This is a genomic window from Kineococcus mangrovi, assembly GCF_041320705.1.
Classification (GTDB): Bacteria; Actinomycetota; Actinomycetes; order Actinomycetales; family Kineococcaceae; genus Kineococcus; species Kineococcus mangrovi.
Genome location: NZ_JBGGTQ010000010.1, coordinates 136,436 through 156,815, shown reverse-complemented (window position 1 = coordinate 156,815; position 20,380 = coordinate 136,436). Strand labels below are relative to the sequence as shown.

The following is a 20,380-nucleotide window of genomic DNA, read 5'->3' as shown; positions in this document are numbered from 1 at the left end:
GGCTCACTAGGGTGGGGGGATGCGCATCGCCAGGTTCTCGTCGAGTGGTTCGGACCCGCGCTACGGGGTGGTCGAGGGTGCGCCCGGGGAGGAGGAGATCCTCGTCGTCTCCGGGGACCCCCTGTTCAGCCCGCTGAACCCGACGGGGGAGCGGGTCCCGCTCGTGGACGCGCGGTTGCTGGCGCCGGTCATCCCGCGCTCGAAGGTCCTGGGGATCGGGCGGAACTACGTCGCGCACGCCGAGGAACTCGGCAACGAGGTGCCGACCGAACCGCTGGTGTTCACGGTGCCGAACACCTCGGTGGCCGGTCCGGGGGACCCGCTGGTCGTCCCGGCGTGGGCGGGCGGGGAACTGCACTACGAGGGCGAACTGGCCGTCGTCGTCCGCAGGCTGTGCAAGGACGTCCCGAAGGAGCGGGTCGCCGAGGTCGTCTACGGGTACACCGTCGCCAACGACATCACGGCACGTTCCCTGCAGGGGCCGGACAAGCAGTGGTGGCGGGCGAAGGGGGCCGACGGGTTCACGCCGCTGGGGCCCTGGATCGAGACCGACCTGGACCCCTCGGACGTCCGCATCGAGACGCGGGTGGGCACGGGGGAGGACCTGGAGGTCGTCCAGGACGGCCGGACGTCGCTCATGGTCCACGACGTCGCCTCGATCATCGCCCACGTCTCCTCGGCGATGACGCTGCTGCCCGGTGACGTCATCCTCACCGGCACCCCCGCGGGGGTCGGCCCGGTGCGGGCCGGGCAGCGCGTCGAGGTCGAGGTCGAGGGGATCGGCGTCCTGTCGACGCCGTTCACCGCTCCCGGCTGAGCCGCCCCCGGGCCGAGCCGTCCCGCGCGATCACGGCGCGGCGGGCTGCGCGATCGCCACGGTGATCGTGTCGGTCGCGGTCTGCTTGGAGTAGTCGCTCGCCCCCGGCGCGCTCTGCTCGAGCACGTCGTAGCTGATGAGCATCTCGACGCTGCGGGTGCCGGCGGGGACGGCGGGCACCACGAAGGACGTGGAGTACGCGTACGGCGCCATCGCGAGGTACCCCGGGGTCTGCCGGGACGTGTCCTGGACGGTGGGGCCCGTCGTCACGGTGCCGTCGACGGCGACGAGGGAGCTCGTCACCGTGAAGTTGCTGACGTAGGCCCGCTGCTGCTTCCTCCCCGTCCCGAGGTTCGGGCCGGTGATGGTCGCGGCGAGCTGGACCGGCTTGGCCGCCTGGGCGGTCCAGCTCCCCATGTCCAGGGTGGACCAGTAGTCCACGGCCAGGGTCGTCCCGCCGGCCTGCAGCTCGTGGTGGGCCGACCCGAGGGCGAGGTCGTTCTGCACGGGCGTGACGGCGACGGGTGTCGCGGTGGCCGCGGGGGTGGCGGTCGCGGACGGCGTCGTCGTGGCGGCGGGCAACCCGGCGACGGCCTGCACGGAGCCGCAGGCGGTGAGGGCGGACAGCGGGAGCAGCAGTCCGGTGGCGGCGACGAGCGTCTTGAGCGAGCGCGGGGTCACGGTGGTCTCCTGGGGCGGCGGGAGCGGTTCGTCCCGACGACGCTGACACGTGTGACGCTGCGTGAACGAGTCCGCCACCCGTCCGGCGCACCGGTGACGGACAGCGACCACTCCGGTGGACGCACCGGCCCCCTGCGGGCTCACCCGAACAGGTGCCCGGAGCGCAATAGGCTGTTCCCGCCATGACTGAGACCACGCCTGCGCCCGCGACCGAAGCCGCCCCGACCACCGGGGTGCGCGTCCGCTTCTGCCCCTCGCCCACCGGCACCCCGCACGTCGGGCTGATCCGGACGGCGCTGTTCAACTGGGCCTACGCCCGGCACACGGGCGGGCAGCTGGTGTTCCGCATCGAGGACACCGACGCGGCGCGCGACTCCGAGGAGAGCTACGCGCAGATCCTCGAGGCGCTGAGCTGGCTGGGTCTGGACTGGGACGAGGGCATCGACGTCGGCGGCCCGCACGGGCCCTACCGCCAGTCGCAGCGGCGCGCGGTCTACGACGACGTCGTGCAGCGCCTCAAGGACGCCGGGCACCTGTACGAGTCGTTCTCCACGGCCGGCGAGATCGAGGCGCGGCACGAGGCGGCCGGCCGGCCGAAGGTGCTGGGGTACGACGGGTTCGACCGCGACCTGACGCCCGAGCAGGTCGCCGCGTTCCGCGACCAGGGCCGCGAGCCCACCCTGCGGCTGCGGCTGCCCGAGGGCCGGGACTGGTCCTTCGACGACCTCGTCCGCGGGCCCATCGAGTTCAAGGCCGGCTCCTTCCCCGACCCGGTGCTGGTGCGGGCCAACGGCGACCCGCTCTACACGCTCGTCAACCCCGTCGACGACGCGCTCATGGAGATCACCCACGTCCTGCGCGGGGAGGACCTGCTGTCCTCCACGCCCCGGCAGATCGCCCTGTACGAGGCGCTCGTCGACATCGGGGTGGCCAGGGCCGTCCCGCGCTTCGGGCACCTGCCCTACGTCACGGGGGAGGGCAGCAAGAAGCTCTCCAAGCGCGACCCGGAGTCCAACCTCTTCCACCACCGCGACCGCGGGTTCATCCGGGAGGGGCTGCTGAACTACCTGGCCCTGCTGGGGTGGGGGATCGCGGAGGACCGGGACCTGTTCAGCGTGGAGGAGATGGTGGCGGCCTTCGACGTCGCCGACGTCAACGCCTCGCCCGCGCGCTTCGACGTCACCAAGGCGGAGGCCGTCAACGCCGCGCACCTGCGCGTGCTGGCGCCGGAGGACTTCTGCGACCGCCTCGTGCCGTACCTGCAGGCCGCGGGCGTGCTGCCCGAGCACCTCACCGCGGACCAGGTCGCGCGCCTGGCCGCGGCCGCGCCCCTGGTGCAGGAGCGCATGACGCTGCTCGGCCAGGCGCCGGGGATGCTCGGCTTCCTGTTCGTCGCCGACGAGGACGTCGTCCTGGAGGAGGACGCCACGGGGGCGTTGCGCCCGGAGGCGGCCGAGGTCCTCGACGCCTCGCTGAGCGCGCTGGAGGCGCTGCCGGAGTGGACGACGCCGGCTCTGGAGGCGGCGCTGCGGGCGGCCGTCGTCGACGGGCTGGGGGTCAAGCCGAAGTTCGCCTTCGCCCCGCTGCGGACGGCCGTCACGGGACGGCGCGTCTCGCCGCCGCTGTTCGAGTCGATGGAGATCCTGGGTCGCGACGCGTCGCTGGCGAGGCTGCGCCGGCTGCGCGCCACGCTCTGACGAGCCGCCCCGACCGACGGTCCCCGGCGGCTCAGACCCGCCGCCGGGGGCCGATTTGGGAAGCAGCCTGGGCGCCCGGTACAGTTCTTCTCGTCCGGCCGGTTCCCGGTCGGGCAGAACACCATGGGGTATGGTGTAATTGGCAGCACGACTGATTCTGGTTCAGTTAGTCTAGGTTCGAGTCCTGGTACCCCAGCGCTTGTACTGCAAGCTAGGGCCCCGTTGTGTAGCGGCCTAGCACGCCGCCCTCTCACGGCGGTAGCGCGGGTTCGAATCCCGTCGGGGCTACGGAAGAGACCCCCAGTCACGGACTGGGGGTCTCTTCGCGTCTCCGGGCCCGGCCGCGGGGCCGGTCACGACGCCGGGGTCAGCGCCGCCGTGAACGCCGCCGCCGTGGCGAGCACCGCGTCGGCGTGCCGGCGCCCCGGGTGCCGCCCGAAGCGCTCGGCCGGGCCCGAGACCGACACCGCCGCCAGCACCCGCCCCGAGGGGCCGCGGACCGGCGCGCTGACCGAGGCCACACCGGTCTCGCGCTCCCCGCTGGAGTGCGCCCAGCCGCGCCGTCGCACCCCGGACAGGGCCGCGGCGTCGAAGCGGGAGCCGAGCAGCTCCACGGACAACCGCCCGGGGTCGTCCCAGGCGAGCAGGACCTGCGCGGCGGACCCGGCGTGCATCGTCATGGACGAACCGACGGGGACGGTGTCGCGCAGGCCGTGCAGGCGTTCGGCGGCGGCGATGCAGATGCGGTGCTCGCCGTGCCGGCGGTACAGCTGGGCGCTCTCGCCCGTGGAGTCGCGCAGCGAGGTCAGCAGGGGACCGGCGACCGCGACGAGGCGGTCCTCGCCCGCGGCGGCCGCGAGCTCGGCGTGCCGGGCCCCCAGGACGAAGCGGCCCTGCAGGTCCCGGCTGACGAGCCGGTGGTGCTCCAGGGCGACGGCGAGGCGGTGCGCGGTGGGCCGGGCCAGCCCCGTCGTGGTGACCAGCTGGGCGAGGCTGGCGGGACCGGCCTCGAGGGCGTCGAGCACCAGCACCGCCTTGTCCAGGACGCCGACTCCGCTACTCTTGTCCACGAAGCGATACTGGCGTCTCAACCTGTGAGACGCAAGGTGCAGGACGCACGACGTGGGACGCACGAGGGGAGCCGGTCATGGGCCGCACGCTGGCGCAGAAGGTCTGGGACGAGCACGTCGTCCGCAAGGGGCAGGACGGGGAACCGGACCTGCTCTTCATCGACCTCCACCTCGTGCACGAGGTGACGAGCCCCCAGGCGTTCGACGGGCTCCGGATGGCCGGGCGCCCGGTGCGCCGGCTCGACCTGACGATCGCCACCGAGGACCACAACACCCCCACCGCCGACATCCGGCGTCCGCTGTCGATGCTGGAGGACAAGACCTCCGCCAAGCAGCTGCAGACGCTGCGCGAGAACTGCGCCGAGTTCGGCGTGCGGCTGCACCCCCTCGGCGACGCCGAGCAGGGCATCGTCCACGTCGTCGGCCCGCAGCTCGGCCTGACCCAGCCCGGGATGACCGTCGTGTGCGGTGACTCCCACACCTCCACCCACGGCGCCTTCGGCTCGCTCGGCATGGGGATCGGCACGTCCGAGGTCGAGCACGTCCTGGCGACCCAGACCCTGCCGCTGAAGCCCTTCAAGACCATGGCCATCACGGTCGACGGGGAGCTCGCGCCCGGGACGACGGCCAAGGACATCATCCTGGCCGTCATCGCCGAGATCGGCACCGGCGGCGGGCAGGGCTACGTCCTGGAGTACCGCGGCGAGGCGATCCGGTCCCTGTCCATGGAGGGCCGGATGACCATCTGCAACATGTCGATCGAGGCCGGTGCGCGCGCGGGCATGGTCGCCCCCGACGACACGACGTTCGCGTACCTCCAGGGGCGTCCGCACGCCCCGCAGGGCGCGGACTGGGACGCCGCCGTCGAGCACTGGCGGACGCTGCGCACCGACGACGACGCCGAGTTCGACGCCGAGGTCGTCCTCGACGGCGCCTCCCTCGAACCCTTCGTGACGTGGGGCACGAACCCCGGCCAGGGCGTCCCGCTGTCCGGGTCGGTGCCGGTCCCCGACGAGATCGGCGACGACGGGGTGCGCCAGGGCGTCGAGCGGGCGCTGCAGTACATGGGGCTGACCGGCGGGGAGAAGATGCGCGACATCGCCGTCGACACGGTGTTCCTCGGGTCCTGCACCAACAGCCGCATCGAGGACCTGCGCGCCGCCGCGGACGTGCTGCGCGGGCGCACGAAGGCCGGAAACGTCCGCATGATGGTCGTCCCCGGCTCCGCGCGGGTGCGGTTGCAGGCCGAGGCCGAGGGCCTGGACGCCGTGTTCAAGGAGTTCGGCGCGGACTGGCGCTTCGCGGGCTGCAGCATGTGCCTGGGCATGAACCCCGACCAGCTCGCCCCCGGGGAGCGCTGTGCGTCCACCTCGAACCGCAACTTCGAGGGCCGGCAGGGCAAGGGCGGCCGCACCCACCTGGTCTCCCCGGTCGTCGCCGCGGCCACGGCCGTGCGCGGCACGCTGAGCTCGCCGGCCGACCTCGAACCCGCGTCCGAACCCGCGCCCGAACCCGTCGCCTGAGAGGGGCAGTCATGGAGAAGTTCACCGTCCACAGCGGCGTCGGGGTGCCGTTGCGCCGCACCGACGTCGACACCGACCAGATCATCCCGGCCGTCTACCTCAAGCGCGTCACCAAGACGGGGTTCGAGGACGCCCTCTTCGCCGGCTGGCGCTCCGACCCGCACTTCGTGCTGAACCAGGAGCCCTACCGTCCCGGCTCGGTCCTCGTGGCCGGGCAGGACTTCGGGACCGGCTCCAGTCGCGAGCACGCCGTCTGGGCGCTGCGGGACTACGGGTTCAAGGCCGTCCTGGCGCCGCGCTTCGGGGACATCTTCCGCGGCAACTCCGGCAAGCAGGGGTTGCTGGCGGCCGTGGTGTCCCAGAGCGACATCGACCTCATCTGGAAGGCGCTGGAGGCGCACCCGGGCACCGAGGTGACCGTCGACCTCCTCGAGCGCGTCGTGCGCGTCGACGACTTCACGGCCCCCTTCGAGGTCGACGACTACGTGCGCTGGCGGCTCGTGGAGGGGCTGGACGACATCAGCCTGACCCTGCGCCACGCCGACGCGATCGCCGACTTCGAAGCGCGTCGACCGGCCTTCAAGCCGACGACGACACCCCTGGCGCCCTCGGCCTGAGGTGCCCCGGACCGGCCCCGGACCCCGCTGCACCGCAACGGGACCGGGGTCGATCTGCGTCCGGACCCGTTGTGCGGCAGTCGTTCCGCCGGAGGTGCCCGGCAGGGGGACGTGAGCTCGGGCAAGTCCCTGCGCCGCAGCCGGACGCTCCGTCCCGGTGAGCAGGTGTGCTGCGGCGCAACGACTCGCCGCCGCACCGGTGGTGGACTCCGGTGATCGTCGGTCGTACCGTTCTGCCCGTCGGGCTCCTGCTCGGCCCTGCGCGACCCGTTGCGCGAGGAGAAGATCGGTTCGGACGACGCCCGGTACCCAGGAGGAGCCCCGTGAACAAGGCAGAGATGGTCGACGCCCTCGAGGACAAGCTCGGCGGCCGCAAGCAGGCCGTGACCGCCGTGGAGGCGATCGTCGAGCTCATCACGCTGACCGTCGCCAAGGGTGACAAGGTCGCCATCAGCGGCTTCGGCACCTTCGAGAAGCAGGCGCGCAACGCCCGCACGGGACGCAACCCGCGCACCGGCGAGGCCGTCAAGATCAAGAAGACGTCGGTGCCGCGGTTCCGCCCGGGCACCGCGTTCAAGGACGTCGTCTCGGACTCCAAGGCGTTGCGGGCCTTCCAGGCCGCGGCGAAGGAGCGGGCCGCCTCGACCGGGACCGCGGCGACGACCCCCGCCGGGGCGGCCAAGAAGACGGCCGCCGGGGCGGCGACGGCGAAGAAGGCGGCCCCGGCCACCCGCACGGCCACCCGCACGGCCACCCCGGCCGCGAAGAAGGCCGCCCCGGCCGCGCGCCCGAGCACCGCCGCGGCTCGCAAGACGGCCCCGGCCAAGACCGCGACGGCGACCCGGCGCCCGGCCAAGAAGGCCTGAACCCCGCCCGCACGACGAAGGCCCCCGCGCTCGGGTGAGCGCGGGGGCCTTCGTCGTGCGGGCGGTCAGTCGCGGAACGTCTCGATCTGCGCGCCCAGCGGGGTCAGGCGCTCGGCGAGCTGCTCGTAGCCGCGGGCGATGATGTCCACGTTGCGCAGCACCGAGGTGCCCTTGGCCGCCAGCATGGCCAGCAGCACGACCACGGCGGGGCGCAGGGCCGGCGGGCACAGCACCTCGGCGCCGGACCAGCGGGTGGGACCCTCGACGAGCACCCGGTGCGGGTCGAGGAGCTTGACGCGCGCGCCGAGGCGGTTCAGCTCGGTGAGGTAGATCGCGCGGTTGTCGTAGACCCAGTCGTGGACCGTGGTCGACCCCTCCGCGCTGGCCGCGATGACGGCGAAGAACGGCAGGTTGTCGATGTTCAGGCCCGGGAACGGCATCGGGTGGATCTTGTCGATCGGGGCCTTGAGCTCGGAGGGGTGCACCGTGATGTCGACCAGGCGCGTGCGGCCGTTGGCCGCGGGGTACTCCGGCGAGAGGTCGTAGCGCAGCCCCATCTCCTCCAGGATGGCCAGCTCGATCTCGAGGAACTCGATCGGCGCGCGCGTCACCGTCAGCTCCGAGTGCGTGATGATCGCCGCGGTGAGCAGGCTCATGGCCTCCACCGGGTCCTCCGACGGGGCGTACTCGACGTCGACGGAGATGTCCGGGACGCCGTGCACGACCAGGGTCGTCGTGCCGATGCCCTCGATGCGCACCCCGAGCAGCTCGAGGAAGAAGCACAGGTCCTGGACCATGTAGTTCGGGCTGGCGTTGCGGATGGTCGTCACGCCGTCCATGCGGGCCGCGGCCATGAGCGCGTTCTCGGTGACGGTGTCCCCGCGCTCGGTCAGCACGATGGGGCGCTGCGGCGTGACGGCCCGGTCCACCGCCGCGTGGTAGTTGCCGGTGGTGGCCGTGACCTGCAGGCCGAACGGACGCAGGGCGACCATGTGCGGTTCCACGGTCCGGGTGCCGAGGTCGCAGCCGCCGGCGTAGGGGAGGGCGAACTCGTCGTACCGGTGCAGCAGCGGGCCCAGCATCATGATGATGCTGCGGGTGCGGCGGGCCGTCTCGCCGTCCATGGCCGCCAGGTCCAGGTCGTTGGGCACGTCGAGGACGAGGTCGGACTCGTTGACCCACTCGTACCTCACGCCGATGCTGGCCAGGACGTCGAGGATGCGGTGGATCTCCAGGATGCGGGCGACCCCGCGCAGCGTCGTGCGGCCCTTGTTGAGCAGGGCGGCGCACAGCAGGGCGACGCCGGCGTTCTTGCTCGACTTCACCGCGATGCTGCCGGAGAGCTTGACGCCCCCGTGCACGCGCAGGTGCGTCGGGCCGGGACGGCCGATCGAGACGATGTCGTCCTGCAGGGCGTGCCCGACGCGCTGCAGCATGTCGATGGAGACGTTCTGCTGCCCCTGCTCCATGCGGTGCACGGCGCTCTGGGAGGTGCCCAGGCGGTCGGCCAGCTGGACCTGCGTCAGGCCCCGGTGCTTGCGCGCATCGCGGATGAGGGTGCCGATCTGCGACAGGTGGTCGCCGGTCGGCGTCAGCTGCTCGGTGGAGACTGCCATGACGCCCACGCTATCTCATGGATGAGATAAACTGTGTCAAGGGCTCGGCCGGGCGTGTCCCACCTCCTCCAAGGTGCCACACGCCCGGTCTGTTCCCCGGCAGCTCAGCCCGCGGGTGTCCCCGCGTGCGCCAGCGCGGCGTCCAGCGCCCGGGACAGGTCCCGCCACAGGTCCTCGACGTCCTCCACGCCCACGGACAACCGCAGCAGGTCCTCCGGCACGACGACGGGCTCGCCGGCGTGCCGGCGCCGGCGCTCCACGAGGGACTCCACCCCGCCGAGGCTCGTCGCCGGGACCCACAGCCGCACGGCGTCGACGACGGCGTCGGCTCCCGCGGCCCCGCCCACCACCTCGATCGAGACCAGCGCGCCGAACCCCGTCATCTGCGCCGCGGCCAGCGCGTGCCCGGGGTCGTCCGGCAGGGAGGGGTGGCGCACGCGCCGCACGGCCGGGTGGGCGCCGAGGCGGCGGGCCAGCTCGGCCGCGGAGGCCTGCGAGCGCTCCAGCCGCAGCGGGAGCGTCCGCAGGCCGCGCAGCGCCAGGAACGTCTCCAGCGGGCCGGGGATCGCCCCGTGCAGCGTGCGGTGGGCCTGCAGCGCCGCCAGCAGCGTCTCCTCGCGCGCCACCACCGCGCCGAGGACGACGTCGGAGTGACCGGAGAGGAACTTCGTCACCGAGTGCACGACCACGTCGGCGCCGAGCTCCAGCGGGCGCTGCAGCAGCGGCGTCGCGAAGGTGTTGTCCACCACGACGACCGCGCCGCGCTCGTGCCCGGCGGCGGCCAGCGCGGCGAGGTCGGCGACCTCCAGCAGCGGGTTCGTCGGGGACTCCAGCCACAGCACGACCGGGCCCCGCACGCCCGCCAGGGCCGTCCGCACGCCCTCGACGTCGGTGATGTCGGTCGGCAGCACGCTGATCCGGCCCTGGGCGGCGAGCAGCCCCGTGAGGGAGTGCGTGCCGTTGTAGGCGCCGCGGGGGACCAGGACGGTGCCGTCGGCCGGGACGAGGTGCAGCGCGGCCGCCACGGCCGCCATCCCCGAGGCGAACGCCAGCGCCCGCCCGCCCTCGAGCTCGCCCACCGCGCTCTCGAGCGCCTCCCACGTCGGGTTCGCGAAGCGGCCGTAGCCGAGGGCGGCGGTGCCGAGGGAACCACCGCCGACGAACGTCGCCGACAGGGACACGGGCGTGTTCAGCTCGCTGTCGAGGGCCTTGCGGGGGCGGCCCGCCACGACCGCGACGGTCGCGGGGGACAGCGGGGGGTCCCCCGCCACGGCGGGGGACACGGCGGGGTCTTCGTTCTGCGGCACGGGGGAACCCAACCACACCGCCGGTAGGGTCGGCGCCGATGAGCAGCCAGCCCACCCCCCGCCCCCGCGTCGCCGTCGTCTTCGGCGGTCGTTCCTCCGAGCACGCCATCAGCTGCGTGACCGCCGCGGGGGTGCTGACCGCCCTGGACCGCTCGGTGTGGGACGTCGTCCCGGTCGGGATCACCACCAGCGGCCGCTGGGTGCTCGTCGACGACGACCCCGCGCAGTTCGAGCTGACCGACGGCAAGCTGCCCGAGGTGCCCGCCGCCGGACCCGCCGTGGCGCTGTCCCAGGACGTGGAGTCCCGTGCGCTGCAGGCGTCCTCGGGTGAGGCACTGGGGGCGCCCGTCGACGTCGTGCTGCCGCTGCTGCACGGCCCGTTCGGCGAGGACGGCACGCTGCAGGGGCTGTTCGAGCTGTCCGACACGCGCTACGTGGGCTCGGGCGTCCTGGCCTCGGCGGCGGGCATGGACAAGCAGGTCATGAAGCTGCTGCTGGCCGGTCAGGGCCTGCCCGTGGGGCCGTGGACGTCCTTCCGCGCCCGGCGGTGGGCGGCCGAGCGCGACGCCGTCGTCGCCGAGGTCGAGGCGCTGGGCTACCCCGTCTTCGTCAAGCCCGCGCGCGCCGGCTCCAGCATCGGCATCACCCGCGTCACCGACCGCTCCGGGCTGGACGCGGCCGTGGCCGAGGCGGTGGCGCACGACCCCAAGGTCGTCGTCGAGGCCGCCCTGCGCGGCCGGGAGGTCGAGTGCGGCGTCCTGGAGGACCTCGCCGGGGGCGAACCGCTGACGAGCCTGCCCGGGGAGGTCCAGGTCGTCGACGGTCACGACTTCTACGACTTCGAGGCCAAGTACCTCGACTCCGGCAACGTCCGGCTGACCTGCCCCGCGGACCTGCCGCAGGACGTCACCGCGGCCGTGCGCCGCACGGCGGTGCGGGTCTTCGAGGCCATGGAGGCCGAGGGCCTGGCGCGCGTGGACCTGTTCGTCGACGTCGAGCGCTTCCAGGGGACCGGCGGCGCGGAGGGGATCGTCGTCAACGAGATCAACACCATGCCCGGGTTCACCCCCTTCTCGATGTACCCGCGGATGTGGGCGGCCACGGGGGTCGAGTACCCCCAGCTCGTCGACCACCTGCTCCGGCTGGCGCTGCAACGGCCCACCGGGCTGCGCTGAGGACGCTCGCCGACGGCGTCAGAGGCAGGTGCGGGTCTGCGGGATGCGCGCCACCGGCGCGGCGAGGTCGACGAGCTGGGACGTCGCCTGGTCCCGGGTCAGGCCCGGCCCGAACCGGACGGTCACCTCGACCGCGGGCGTGCGGCCGTAGGTGAGGAACCGCACCGCGCGGTCGTTGCTCGCGTCCTGCACCCAGTCCACGGTGGGCCCGCCGTCGGGCCCCACGGGGATGCACGCCTTCGTGGTGGGCCCGAGCACGAGACCGCCGCACCGCAGCACCACCCGGTCCTCCCCCCACACCGCGACGCCCTCGGCGCCCTGCGGGGTGCGGCCCCGCCCGTCGAGGGTCCCCGGCAGCGCGCGCAGCAGGGGGGCGCACGCCGGGTCCTGCGCCTGCGGGGCCGCCTGCACCCCGCGCGAACCGGTGAGGTAGACCCACGCCGCCACGGCCGCCACGGCGACGACGACGAGCCCGACCACCAGCCGCCCGGGCCGGGACGGGGGGGACGAGGCGGTGGAGCCGGTGCTGGACATCGCCCCGTAGTGTGCCCGCCCGTGGTGAGGGACGCGGGAGCGCACGTGCGGGTCGGGGACCTCGACGAGACGGCGTTGCTCGCGCGCGTGGTCCCGCTCATGCCGACGCGGGCCCTGCTCGGTCCCGGGGACGACGCGGCTCTCGTCGCGGCCCCGGACGGGCGCGTCGTGGCCACCACCGACGTCCTCGTCGAGCACCGCGACTTCCGCCGCGACTGGTCCAGCGGCGCCGACGTGGGCTGGAAGGCCGTGGCGCAGAACGTCGCCGACGTCGCCGCCATGGGCGGGCGCTGCACCGGCCTGCTCATCGGGCTGTCGGTGCCCACCGACCTGCCGGTGGCCTGGGTCGAGGACTTCGCCCGCGGGGTCGCGGCCGCGTGCGCGCACCTGGACGCCGTCGTCGTCGGGGGGGACCTGTCCGCGGCGAGCGAGGTCGTCGTGTCCGTCACGGCCCTCGGCGACCTCGGCGGCCGTGCCCCCGTCCTGCGCTCGGGGGCCCGGGCCGGGGACGTCGTCGCCGTCGCGGGCGTGCTCGGCCGGTCCGCGGCCGGTCTGCGGGTGCTGCAGCGCGGGGGGTCCCGCTCGTCCGCCGAGGAGGACCTCGTCGGCGCGCACCGGCGGCCGCGGCCACCGGTGGCGGCCGGGCCCGCCGCGGCGCTCGCGGGCGCCACGGCGCTCATGGACGTCAGCGACGGGTTGCTGCGGGACGCCGGTCGCATCGCGGCGGCCAGCGCGGTCACCGTCGAGCTGACGACGGCGGGGGCGCTGGGGGAGTGGGCCCGCGACCTGGAGCAGCGCCTGGGGCGCGAGCGGGGGCACGGGGTGGCGCTCGTCCTCACCGGGGGCGAGGACCACGCGCTGCTGGGGTGCTTCCCGCCGGACGCGGTGCTGCCGGTGCCGTTCGCGCCCGTGGGCGTGGTGGCCGCGACGAGCCCGCACGGCGTCCTCGTCGACGGGCGGACGTGGGCCGGGGCGACCGGCTGGGACCACTTCGCGCGGTAGGCGCGCCGGCCGTCAGGGCCGGGGACGACGGAGGGCCGGATCCCGCGGGATCCGGCCCTCCGTCGTCTGGAAGGGGGTCAGCGCGTGACCTTGCCCGCCTTCAGGCAGGAGGTGCACACGTTGAGGCGCTGGGGGGAACCGTTCACGGTGGCCTTGACCCGCTGGATGTTCGGGAGCCACATGCGGTTGGTCCGCCGGTGCGAGTGCGAGACGCTCTTGCCGAAGCCAGGGCCCTTGGCGCAGACGTCACAGGTGGCAGCCACGGGGAACTCCTGAAGTCGAACGAGAAGTGCGGCCCCCCGGCGGGAGGCGCAGGCGCCCGGCCGTCCGGACACCTCGAACACCATAGCCGAGGACCGCCGCCCGGGTGAAACCGACGCCGGCGCGGGCCGGGCGCGACCGGGGCGTCCAGGCGCGGGGGGAGCAGCGGTAACCTGCCCGCGTGCTCGACCTGGACGCCCCGCTGTCCAGCCTGCTGCCCCGCGCCGGCGACGGCAGCGGCAAGAACGCCGACCCCGCCAAGTGGCTGAGCCACCTCGGCCTGGAGACGGGCCGGGACCTGCTGTGGCACCTGCCGCGCAAGTACCTCGACCGCGGTGAGCTCACCGCCATCCGCGAGCTGACCGTCGGCGAGGACGTCACGATCGTCGCGCAGGTCCAGGACGTGGGGAAGCCGCAGCCGCTGCGCCAGAAGTCCGGCTGGCGGGTGGTGGTGACGCTCTCGGACGGCCGGGACCGCATCACCACGACGTTCTTCATGGCGACCCCGCACCAGTTCGGCCCCGTGCTCAGACCCTTCGTCGCCGGCGCCCTCGTCATGGCCTCGGGCCGGGCGGGGCAGTTCAACGGCACGTGGCAGCTGGACAAGCCCACGGTCGAGCCGGTCCCGCAGGGGGCGGACGCGGGGGCCATGGCCGAGGCGCCGCTCCCGCTGTACCCCGCCACCCGGGACTGCCCGAGCTACGTCGTGCGCGCCGGCGTCGAGACGCTCCTGGACGCGCTCGAGGCCGAGCCGGCGAGCGAGGGGCTCGGGGAGACCCTGCCGGCCGACGTGGTCGCGGGCGAGGGCCTGCTGCCCCCGCTGGCCGCGCTGCGGGCCGTGCACCGCCCCCGTGACCGCGCCCAGCTCGCGGCCGGCCAGGACCGGCTGCGGTTCGAGGAGGCGTTCGTCCTGCAGACGGCGCTGGCCCTGCGCCGCGCCTCGAGCGCCACCCAGGCCGCCGTGCCCCGCACCCCGTCGGCCGACGGCCTCGCCGCGGCCTTCGACGGACGGCTCCCCTTCCCCCTGACCGGGGCCCAGCGCCGCGTCGGCGACGAGATCGCCGCCGAGCTGGCCCGGCCCCACCCCATGCAGCGGCTGCTGCAGGGCGACGTCGGCTCGGGCAAGACGCTCGTCGCGCTGCGGGCCATGCTCGCCGTCGTCGACGGCGGGGGGCAGGCCGCGCTGCTGGCGCCCACCGAGGTCCTCGCCGCCCAGCACCTGCGCTCCATCACCGGCGCCCTCGGCGACCTCGCCGCGGGCGGGTTCCTCGGCGGGGACGCCCGCGGCACCCGCGTCGTGCTGCTCACGGGGTCGATGGGCGCCGCGGCCCGCCGGGAGTCGCTGCTGGCCGCCGCGAGCGGGGAGGCCGGGATCGTGGTGGGCACCCACGCCCTGCTGCAGGAGGGCGTGCAGTTCGCCGACCTCGGCCTCGTCGTCGTCGACGAGCAGCACCGCTTCGGGGTCGAGCAGCGGGACGTCCTGCGGCGCAAGGGGACCGAGACCGGGCGCGGGATCCCGCACCTGCTCGCCATGACGGCGACCCCCATCCCGCGCACCGTGGCCATGACCCTGTTCGGGGACCTGGAGACCTCCGTCCTCGACGAGCTGCCGCCGGGCCGGGCCGAGGTCCAGACCGTCGTCGTGCCGCAGGACAAGCCCGCCTGGATCGACCGGACGTGGCAGCGGATCGCCGAGGAGGCCGCCCTGGGCCGGCAGGCGTACGTGGTCTGCGCGCGCATCGAGGCCGACGACGACGACCTCGCCGACGGCGCCGAGGAGCCCGACGACGCGGAGGAGCCCCCGGCTCCCGCGCGCGGTGCGAAGGGCGCGGGCGGGGGGCGGCCGGCCCCGCGCCCGCCGGCCGCCGTCTCCCAGGTCCTCGACGTCGTCCGCACCCACCCCGCCACCGCCGCGCTGCGCACCGAGGTCCTCCACGGTCGGCTCCCGCCGGCCGAGAAGGAGGACGTCATGGGCCGCTTCGCCGCCGGGGAGGTCGACGTCGTCGTCGCCACCACCGTCGTCGAGGTCGGGGTCGACGTGCCCAACGCCAGCGTCATGGTCGTCGTCGACGCCGACCGCTTCGGCATCTCCCAGCTGCACCAGCTGCGCGGGCGCATCGGCCGCGGCGGCCTGCCCGGGACCTGCCTGCTGCTGTCCGGCACGAGCCCGGACTCCCGCGCCGGCCGGCGCCTGAAGGCCCTGGCCCGCACCCGCGACGGGTTCGAGCTCGCGCGCCTCGACCTCGCCGAGCGGCGCGAGGGCGACGTCCTCGGCGCGGCGCAGTCCGGGGAGCGGACCTCCCTGCAGCTGCTGGGCGTCCTGCAGCACGCCGACGTCATCGAACGGGCCCGCGCGCGGGCCCGCACCCTCGTCGAGGTCGACCCCGACCTCGCCCGGCACCCCGGGCTCGCGGCCGCCGTCGCCTCCCGCGTGACCGGCGACACCGCGGCCTTCCTGGGACGGGCATGAGCAACCGCGAGCGCACCAGGACCCGTGGCCGCGCCCGGGACGTCGTCCTCGGGGTGGAACGCCTCCTCGTCGGCTACGGCGAGCCCGTCTGCGCCCCCGTCACCGTCGACGTCGCGCGCGGGGAGGCGCTGTGCCTCGTCGGGGCCAACGGCGCGGGCAAGTCCACGGTCCTGCGGGCCCTCGCCGGGCTCCTCGAACCCCTCGGGGGGACCGTCCGCCTGCACGGCGAGCCGGTCGACGAGCGGTCGGTGCGGTTCCGCCGCGAGGTCGCCTGCGTCTTCGACGAGGACGCCTGGTTCGCCGAGCTGTCCGTCGCCGAGCACCTCGAGCTCGTCGCCCGCGGCCACGGCGTGCGCGACGTCGTCGCCGTCGTCGACGCCGAGCTGGAGGCGCAGCGGCTCACCGGTGCCGTCGACCAGCTGCCCACGTCCCTGTCCAGCGGGCAGAAGCGGCGCCTGCTCCTGGCCGCCGCCCTCGTCCGGCCCCGCTCGCTGCTGCTGCTCGACGAACCCGAGCAGCGCCTGGACCCCACGGGCCGCGAGGCCCTGGCCGACCGGCTGCTCGCCGAGCGCGACGCCGGCACGGCCCTCGTCCTGGCCACCCACGACGTCGTCCTGCTGCGCCGGCTCGCCACGCGCGCGGTGGTCGTCGACGACACCGGCGGGGACGGCGGGACGTGCCGGGTCGTCGACGCCGACGAGGCCGCCCGCATCGTCAGCGACCCCGTCCGGTGAGCGCACCCGTCACGGGGGCCGGGGACCTCGTCGGCCCGCTCGCCGACCAGCCGTACCCCACCCGGCGCGAGCTGGCCGAGGAGGCCGCGCCCGCGCGCGCCGCCCGCGGTCTGCGGGCCACGGTCGTCGACACCTACACGACGCTGCTGCAGGTCGCCATCGCCGCCCTCCTCCTGCTCGGGGGCAGCGGGTCGCTGCGGAACGCGCTGCGGGCCGGGCTGTCCGCCTCCGGCGGGGGACCGGGCTGGACCGCGCAGACGTCCGCCGTGCTGACCGCCGTCGGGCTCTCGACGAGCTTCGTGGCCTTCGGCCTGGCGGTCTGGTGCCGGCTCGGACCGGTCTCCCTCGGCACCGCGCCCACGACGTGGTGGACGCCGCTGCCCGTGGACCGCGGGGAGCTGCTGCGGCCCGTCGTGCGCAACCGGGCCCTCGGGTCGGCGCTCGCGGGCGGGGTGTTCACGGCCTGGGCGACGTCGGTCGCGTTCGGCGTGTCGGGCGGGCTCACGGGCGCCCTGGCGGCCGCCGGTCTCGGCGGCGGGTTCGCCGTCGGGGCCGGCCTGGCCGGGACGGGGTACCTCCTCCTCGTGCGGCCCGCCGTCCGGTCGGGGGTGCCGGCGCTGCTGCGCGCCGGGCGCGCCCTGGACGCCGCGGGCGTCGCCGTCGTCGTCCTGCTCGCCGCGAGCGCGGCCGCGGGGATCGCCGTCGACGCGGTCCAGCCCGGTGCCGTGCTCGTGCCGGCCGCCGTCGTGGTGGCCGGCGCGGTCCTCGTGGTCGTCCTCGCGGGCCGGCCCGCGCTGGCGCGGGTCGGCGACGTCCCGTCGCCGTCGCTGCGGCGCGGGGCCTCCCGGCTGGAGCGGCTGACCTCCTCGGTCCTGCAGCTCGACGTCCGCGAGATGGGGCGCGCCGTCTCGGCGGACTCCGGCGGGCGGGTCCGGCGCCGGCGGCGGTTCGGCCGCGTCGGCGGCCCGGTCCGCGCGGTCGTCGCGGCCGACGTCCTCCTCCTGCGCCGCCAGCCGCGCCGGCTCGTGACCGCCGGGGTCCTCGTCCTCGTGCCGTTCGTCCTGGCCGCGGGCACGTCGGCCCACCGCGCCGTCGCCGCGCTGCTGCTGTGGGTCGCCGGCTACGCGGCCGCCACGACGCTGTCCGAACCCGCCCGCGGCCTCGCGCTCGTCCCGGCCGCCGCCCGCGCCCTGCCGATCTCGGCCACCACGGTCGTCGCCGTCCGGTGGATCCCCGTTGCCGTCCTGTCCACGCTGTGGGGGGCGCTGGCCTACCCGCTCGCGGTCACGGCCTCCGGTCTGGTGCACGGGGAGTCGCTCGGCGCGGCCTGGTGGTCGTGGGCGCTGCTGGGGGCACTGGCCGGTCCCGGGTTCGCGGCGGCCGCGCTGCGGGGGGCGGTCCGGCCCGACCCCGACCTGTCGCGCCCCGCCGTCTCGACCGCGATGGGCGCCGTCCCGCCCGGAGCGGCGGCGGCGGTCACGACCGGACCCGACCTGGCCGTCCTCGTCAGCGTGCCGGTCCTGCTGGCGACCCTGGCGCGCGGCGCCTTCGACCGGCTGCTGCTCGGGCAGCTGCTCGCGTCCGCAGCGGCCGTCGGCATCGGGTGGGCCTACGCGGCGCACCGGGCGAGGAAGGTCTCGTGACGCGCGTCGTGGCGGGCACGGCCGGCGGCCGGCGGCTGAAGGTGCCACCGGGGGAGAGCACGCGCCCCACGAGCGAGCGCGTCCGCGAGGCGCTGTTCTCCGCGCTCGAGGCCGCCGGGGCGGTCGAGGGGGCGCGCGTGCTGGACCTGTTCGCCGGGTCCGGCGCCCTGGGCCTGGAGGCGGCCAGCCGCGGAGCCGCGCAGGTCGTCCTCGTCGAGGCGGCCCGGCCCGCGGCCGCCACCGCCCGGGCCAACGTCACCGCCCTGGGGTTGCCCGGGGTCCGGGTCGTCACCGACCGCGCCGAACGCTTCGCCGCCTCACCGGCCGCCGTCGTCGACGGGGGGTGGGACCTCGTCCTGCTCGACCCGCCCTACGCGGTGCCGACCGCGGACGTCACCGCGCTGCTGGGGGTGCTCGTCCCGCTGCTGGCCCCGGCCGCGACGCTCGTCGTCGAACGCTCCTCGCGCACGCCCGAGCCGGTGTGGCCGGACGGGGTGGACCGCGTGCGGGAGCGGCGGTACGGGGAGACGACGGTGTGGGTGGCCACGGTCCCGGTCGGTAGCGTGCGGGCGTGACCTCCGGCGTGCGGGCCTGCGTGTGCCCCGGCAGCTTCGACCCCCTGACCCTCGGCCACCTCGACGTGCTGCTGCGGGCGGCGGACCTCTTCGACGTCGTGCACGCCGGCGTCGCCGTCAACCCGGGCAAGCGCGGGACCTTCACCGGCCCCGAGCGGGCCGAGCTGGTCCGCCGGGCGCTGGCCGAGTCCGGGGACCCGCGCGCCGAGCGCGTCGTGGTGGCGGAGTTCGGGGACGGCCTGCTCGTCGAGCACTGCCGCCGACTCGGCGCGCCCGTGGTGGTCAAGGGCCTGCGCAGCGGCACGGACTACGCCTACGAGCTGCCGATGGCGCTGATGAACCGCCACCTCGCGGGCGTCGAGACCGTCTTCCTCGTCGGCGACCCCGCCTACGGCCACGTCTCCTCCTCCCTCGTCAAGGAGGTCGCCCGGTACGGCGGCGACGTCTCCGGCCTGGTGCCCCCGGCGGTGCGTGCCGCGTTGGCGACCCGGCTGGGGGAGAATGCCTCCGACCCGGCCTGAACGCCGGTCGACGCTCTAGGGAGGCAGTTGCTGTGGAGGTGCACGAGAAGCTCGGCGAGCTCGCCGCGCTCGTGTCGGGTGCGCGGGGTGTCCCGCTGTCGTCGTCGGTCGTGGTGGACCGCGAGCAGCTGCTCGCGCTGGTCGCCGACGTCCGGCGGCTGCTGCCCGCCGAGGTGCAGCAGGCCGGCGACGTGCTCGCCCAGCGCGACGAGGTCCTCGAGGCCGCCCGCCGGGACGCCGACGAGCTGGTGGCCGAGGCCCGCGCGCGGGCCGAGGAGCTCGTCGACGCCCAGGCCGTGACGAAGGCCTCCCGCGAACGCGCCGACCACATCGTGCAGACGGCCCGCGAGGAGGCCAAGCGACTGCGCGTGGACGCCGACGCGTGGGTCGACCGCAAGCTCGCCGACTTCGAGGACGAGCTGGACCGGCTCAAGCAGCAGGCGGCGCGCGGGCGCGACCGGCTCAAGGTGCGCGACGACGGCGACGGCGGCGCCGTCGCTGGTGCGGACGCGCAGCCCGCCGCCGACAGCGGGTCCTGACCCGCGCCGCGGCGTCGCGATTGGGTCGTGGCCGCGGCCTCGGTTACCCTGGGGGACGGCCTCGACGCGGGTGGTGCCCCCACCTGGCGGCGGGGCCGTGTGGTGTGTCGGAACGGTCGAGCGACGAGGTGTGGACGTGAGCAAGAGGCAGCTGCCGGAGGGTCACCTGGACCCGAACGCGCCCCTCGTGCTGTCCACGCACGACCTGGGCCGCCGGCCGGGGACGATGCGCACCCTGCAGCGCACCGTGCCCGCCCCCGCCGACCTCGGCATCGCCGTCATCGGCGTCCCCGAGGGCAGCGACCTCGAGCTCGACCTGCGGATGGAAGCCGTCATGGAGGGCGTGCTCGTCTCGGGCACCGTCCGGGGCACCGCCGTCGGCGAGTGCGTCCGGTGCCTCACCGAGGTGACCGAACCCGTCGAGGTCACCCTGCAGGAGCTGTTCGCCTACCCCGGCAAGACGCCGGTGGAGGTGGCCGACGACGAGGACGAGATCCGTGAGGTCGCCCCCGGCGAGCTCGTCGACCTCGAACCCGCCGTGCGGGACGCGGTCGTGCTGGAGCTGCCGTTCCAGCCCGAGTGCGACGGCCCCTGCCAGCAGGACTACGAGATCGGGGTGTCCGAGCCGGCCCCCGTCTCCGAAGAACCGGCGGACCCCCGGTGGGCCGCCTTGCAGTCCCTGCTCGCCAGCAGTGACGACCCCCCGTCCGGAACCAGAGAGAAGAGCTGATC

20 protein-coding genes and 2 tRNA genes are annotated in these 20,380 nt (G+C 75.2%); 16 read left to right on the top strand and 6 right to left on the bottom strand.

Annotation, left to right across the window (positions count from 1 at the left end):
- The first annotated feature begins 19 nt into the window (after positions 1-19).
- Entirely contained in the window at positions 20-817 is a 798-nt protein-coding gene (locus tag AB2L28_RS18960) for a fumarylacetoacetate hydrolase family protein (RefSeq protein ID WP_370720549.1), read from the top strand.
- A 30-nt stretch (positions 818-847) separates the two neighbouring features.
- On the opposite strand, the gene AB2L28_RS18955 is transcribed toward AB2L28_RS18960, so the two are convergent.
- Positions 848-1,498 carry a hypothetical protein gene (locus AB2L28_RS18955; RefSeq protein WP_370720548.1) on the bottom strand — a complete coding sequence of 217 codons (651 nt, stop codon included), beginning with the start codon at positions 1,496-1,498 and terminating at the stop codon, positions 848-850.
- 182 nt (positions 1,499-1,680) lie between these two features.
- Here AB2L28_RS18955 and gltX point away from each other — a divergent pair, with 182 nt between their 5' ends.
- The 3 genes from gltX (at position 1,681) to AB2L28_RS18940 (ending at position 3,483) form a co-directional block, all read left to right on the top strand.
- Positions 1,681-3,195: a glutamate--tRNA ligase gene (gene gltX / locus AB2L28_RS18950; RefSeq protein WP_370720547.1), complete on the top strand. Its 1,515-nt coding sequence runs from the start codon at positions 1,681-1,683 to the stop codon at positions 3,193-3,195.
- A 124-nt stretch (positions 3,196-3,319) separates the two neighbouring features.
- Positions 3,320-3,391: transfer RNA gene (locus AB2L28_RS18945), tRNA-Gln, on the top strand.
- Between the two features lie 19 nt (positions 3,392-3,410).
- Positions 3,411-3,483: transfer RNA gene (locus AB2L28_RS18940), tRNA-Glu, on the top strand.
- A gap of 65 nt (positions 3,484-3,548) precedes the next feature.
- Here AB2L28_RS18940 and AB2L28_RS18935 read toward each other — a convergent pair.
- The gene (locus AB2L28_RS18935; protein ID WP_370720546.1) at positions 3,549-4,265 is read right to left on the bottom strand and encodes an IclR family transcriptional regulator; all 717 of its coding nucleotides are present in this window, start codon (positions 4,263-4,265) and stop codon (positions 3,549-3,551) included.
- 77 nt (positions 4,266-4,342) lie between these two features.
- Here AB2L28_RS18935 and leuC point away from each other — a divergent pair, with 77 nt between their 5' ends.
- The 3 genes from leuC (at position 4,343) to AB2L28_RS18920 (ending at position 7,271) form a co-directional block, all read left to right on the top strand.
- Positions 4,343-5,788: a 3-isopropylmalate dehydratase large subunit gene (gene leuC / locus AB2L28_RS18930; RefSeq protein WP_370720545.1), complete on the top strand. Its 1,446-nt coding sequence runs from the start codon at positions 4,343-4,345 to the stop codon at positions 5,786-5,788.
- Between the two features lie 11 nt (positions 5,789-5,799).
- Positions 5,800-6,405 (top strand): 3-isopropylmalate dehydratase small subunit, encoded by a 606-nt coding sequence (gene leuD / locus AB2L28_RS18925; RefSeq protein WP_370720544.1) that lies wholly within the window; start codon positions 5,800-5,802, stop codon positions 6,403-6,405.
- Between the two features lie 323 nt (positions 6,406-6,728).
- Positions 6,729-7,271 (top strand): HU family DNA-binding protein, encoded by a 543-nt coding sequence (locus AB2L28_RS18920; protein WP_370720543.1) that lies wholly within the window; start codon positions 6,729-6,731, stop codon positions 7,269-7,271.
- A 65-nt stretch (positions 7,272-7,336) separates the two neighbouring features.
- Here AB2L28_RS18920 and AB2L28_RS18915 read toward each other — a convergent pair whose 3' ends face one another.
- Positions 7,337-8,887, bottom strand: a complete 1,551-nt coding sequence (locus tag AB2L28_RS18915; RefSeq protein ID WP_370720542.1) for a helix-turn-helix domain-containing protein — start codon at positions 8,885-8,887, stop codon at positions 7,337-7,339.
- Between the two features lie 104 nt (positions 8,888-8,991).
- On the bottom strand, positions 8,992-10,194 hold the full coding sequence (locus AB2L28_RS18910; protein WP_370720541.1) for a trans-sulfuration enzyme family protein: 1,203 nt from the start codon (positions 10,192-10,194) through the stop codon (positions 8,992-8,994).
- 38 nt (positions 10,195-10,232) lie between these two features.
- Here AB2L28_RS18910 and AB2L28_RS18905 point away from each other — a divergent pair, with 38 nt between their 5' ends.
- The gene (locus AB2L28_RS18905; protein ID WP_370720540.1) at positions 10,233-11,369 is read left to right on the top strand and encodes a D-alanine--D-alanine ligase family protein; all 1,137 of its coding nucleotides are present in this window, start codon (positions 10,233-10,235) and stop codon (positions 11,367-11,369) included.
- An 18-nt stretch (positions 11,370-11,387) separates the two neighbouring features.
- Here the strand turns inward: AB2L28_RS18905 and AB2L28_RS18900 are convergent, their stop codons facing one another.
- On the bottom strand, positions 11,388-11,903 hold the full coding sequence (locus tag AB2L28_RS18900; RefSeq protein WP_370720539.1) for a DUF3515 family protein: 516 nt from the start codon (positions 11,901-11,903) through the stop codon (positions 11,388-11,390).
- Positions 11,904-11,924: 21 nt separating this feature from the next.
- Here AB2L28_RS18900 and AB2L28_RS18895 point away from each other — a divergent pair, with 21 nt between their 5' ends.
- On the top strand, positions 11,925-12,905 hold the full coding sequence (locus tag AB2L28_RS18895; RefSeq protein ID WP_370720538.1) for a thiamine-phosphate kinase: 981 nt from the start codon (positions 11,925-11,927) through the stop codon (positions 12,903-12,905).
- A gap of 77 nt (positions 12,906-12,982) precedes the next feature.
- Here AB2L28_RS18895 and rpmB read toward each other — a convergent pair whose 3' ends face one another.
- Positions 12,983-13,168, bottom strand: a complete 186-nt coding sequence (rpmB, locus tag AB2L28_RS18890; protein ID WP_370440170.1) for a 50S ribosomal protein L28 — start codon at positions 13,166-13,168, stop codon at positions 12,983-12,985.
- 179 nt (positions 13,169-13,347) lie between these two features.
- Here rpmB and AB2L28_RS18885 point away from each other — a divergent pair, with 179 nt between their 5' ends.
- From AB2L28_RS18885 to AB2L28_RS18855, 7 genes are all read left to right on the top strand, one after another.
- Positions 13,348-15,636 carry an ATP-dependent DNA helicase RecG gene (locus AB2L28_RS18885; protein WP_370720537.1) on the top strand — a complete coding sequence of 763 codons (2,289 nt, stop codon included), beginning with the start codon at positions 13,348-13,350 and terminating at the stop codon, positions 15,634-15,636.
- The gene (locus tag AB2L28_RS18880) at positions 15,633-16,370 is read left to right on the top strand and encodes an ABC transporter ATP-binding protein (RefSeq protein ID WP_370720536.1); all 738 of its coding nucleotides are present in this window, start codon (positions 15,633-15,635) and stop codon (positions 16,368-16,370) included. The genes AB2L28_RS18885 and AB2L28_RS18880 overlap by 4 nt, the downstream gene beginning before the upstream one ends.
- Positions 16,367-18,013, top strand: a complete 1,647-nt coding sequence (locus tag AB2L28_RS18875; RefSeq protein WP_370720535.1) for a DUF6297 family protein — start codon at positions 16,367-16,369, stop codon at positions 18,011-18,013. Before AB2L28_RS18880 ends, AB2L28_RS18875 begins: the two co-directional genes overlap by 4 nt.
- Positions 18,010-18,588: a 16S rRNA (guanine(966)-N(2))-methyltransferase RsmD gene (gene rsmD, locus AB2L28_RS18870; protein WP_370720534.1), complete on the top strand. Its 579-nt coding sequence runs from the start codon at positions 18,010-18,012 to the stop codon at positions 18,586-18,588. Before AB2L28_RS18875 ends, rsmD begins: the two co-directional genes overlap by 4 nt.
- Positions 18,585-19,109, top strand: coding sequence for a pantetheine-phosphate adenylyltransferase (coaD, locus tag AB2L28_RS18865; protein WP_370720533.1), 525 nt, complete (start codon positions 18,585-18,587; stop codon positions 19,107-19,109). Before rsmD ends, coaD begins: the two co-directional genes overlap by 4 nt.
- Before the next feature lie 32 nt (positions 19,110-19,141).
- A complete protein-coding gene (locus AB2L28_RS18860) occupies positions 19,142-19,648 on the top strand; it encodes an ATP synthase subunit B family protein (RefSeq protein ID WP_370720532.1) in 507 nt (168 codons plus the stop codon).
- A gap of 136 nt (positions 19,649-19,784) precedes the next feature.
- Positions 19,785-20,378, top strand: a complete 594-nt coding sequence (locus AB2L28_RS18855) for a YceD family protein (protein WP_370720531.1) — start codon at positions 19,785-19,787, stop codon at positions 20,376-20,378.
- The last annotated feature ends 2 nt before the right edge of the window (positions 20,379-20,380 follow it).

Excerpts from the sequence above, each read along its gene's own strand:
- leuD (WP_370720544.1), top strand. The coding sequence starts at position 5,800 with ATGGAGAAGTTCACCGTCCACAGCGGCGTCGGGGTGCCGTTGCGCCGC.
- AB2L28_RS18905 (WP_370720540.1), top strand. The coding sequence starts at position 10,233 with ATGAGCAGCCAGCCCACCCCCCGCCCCCGCGTCGCCGTCGTCTTCGGC.
- AB2L28_RS18900 (WP_370720539.1), bottom strand. The coding sequence starts at position 11,903 with ATGTCCAGCACCGGCTCCACCGCCTCGTCCCCCCCGTCCCGGCCCGGG.
- AB2L28_RS18960 (WP_370720549.1), top strand. The coding sequence starts at position 20 with ATGCGCATCGCCAGGTTCTCGTCGAGTGGTTCGGACCCGCGCTACGGG.
- AB2L28_RS18915 (WP_370720542.1), bottom strand. The coding sequence starts at position 8,887 with ATGGCAGTCTCCACCGAGCAGCTGACGCCGACCGGCGACCACCTGTCG.
- gltX (WP_370720547.1), top strand. The coding sequence starts at position 1,681 with ATGACTGAGACCACGCCTGCGCCCGCGACCGAAGCCGCCCCGACCACC.
- AB2L28_RS18880 (WP_370720536.1), top strand. The coding sequence starts at position 15,633 with ATGAGCAACCGCGAGCGCACCAGGACCCGTGGCCGCGCCCGGGACGTC.
- leuC (WP_370720545.1), top strand. The coding sequence starts at position 4,343 with ATGGGCCGCACGCTGGCGCAGAAGGTCTGGGACGAGCACGTCGTCCGC.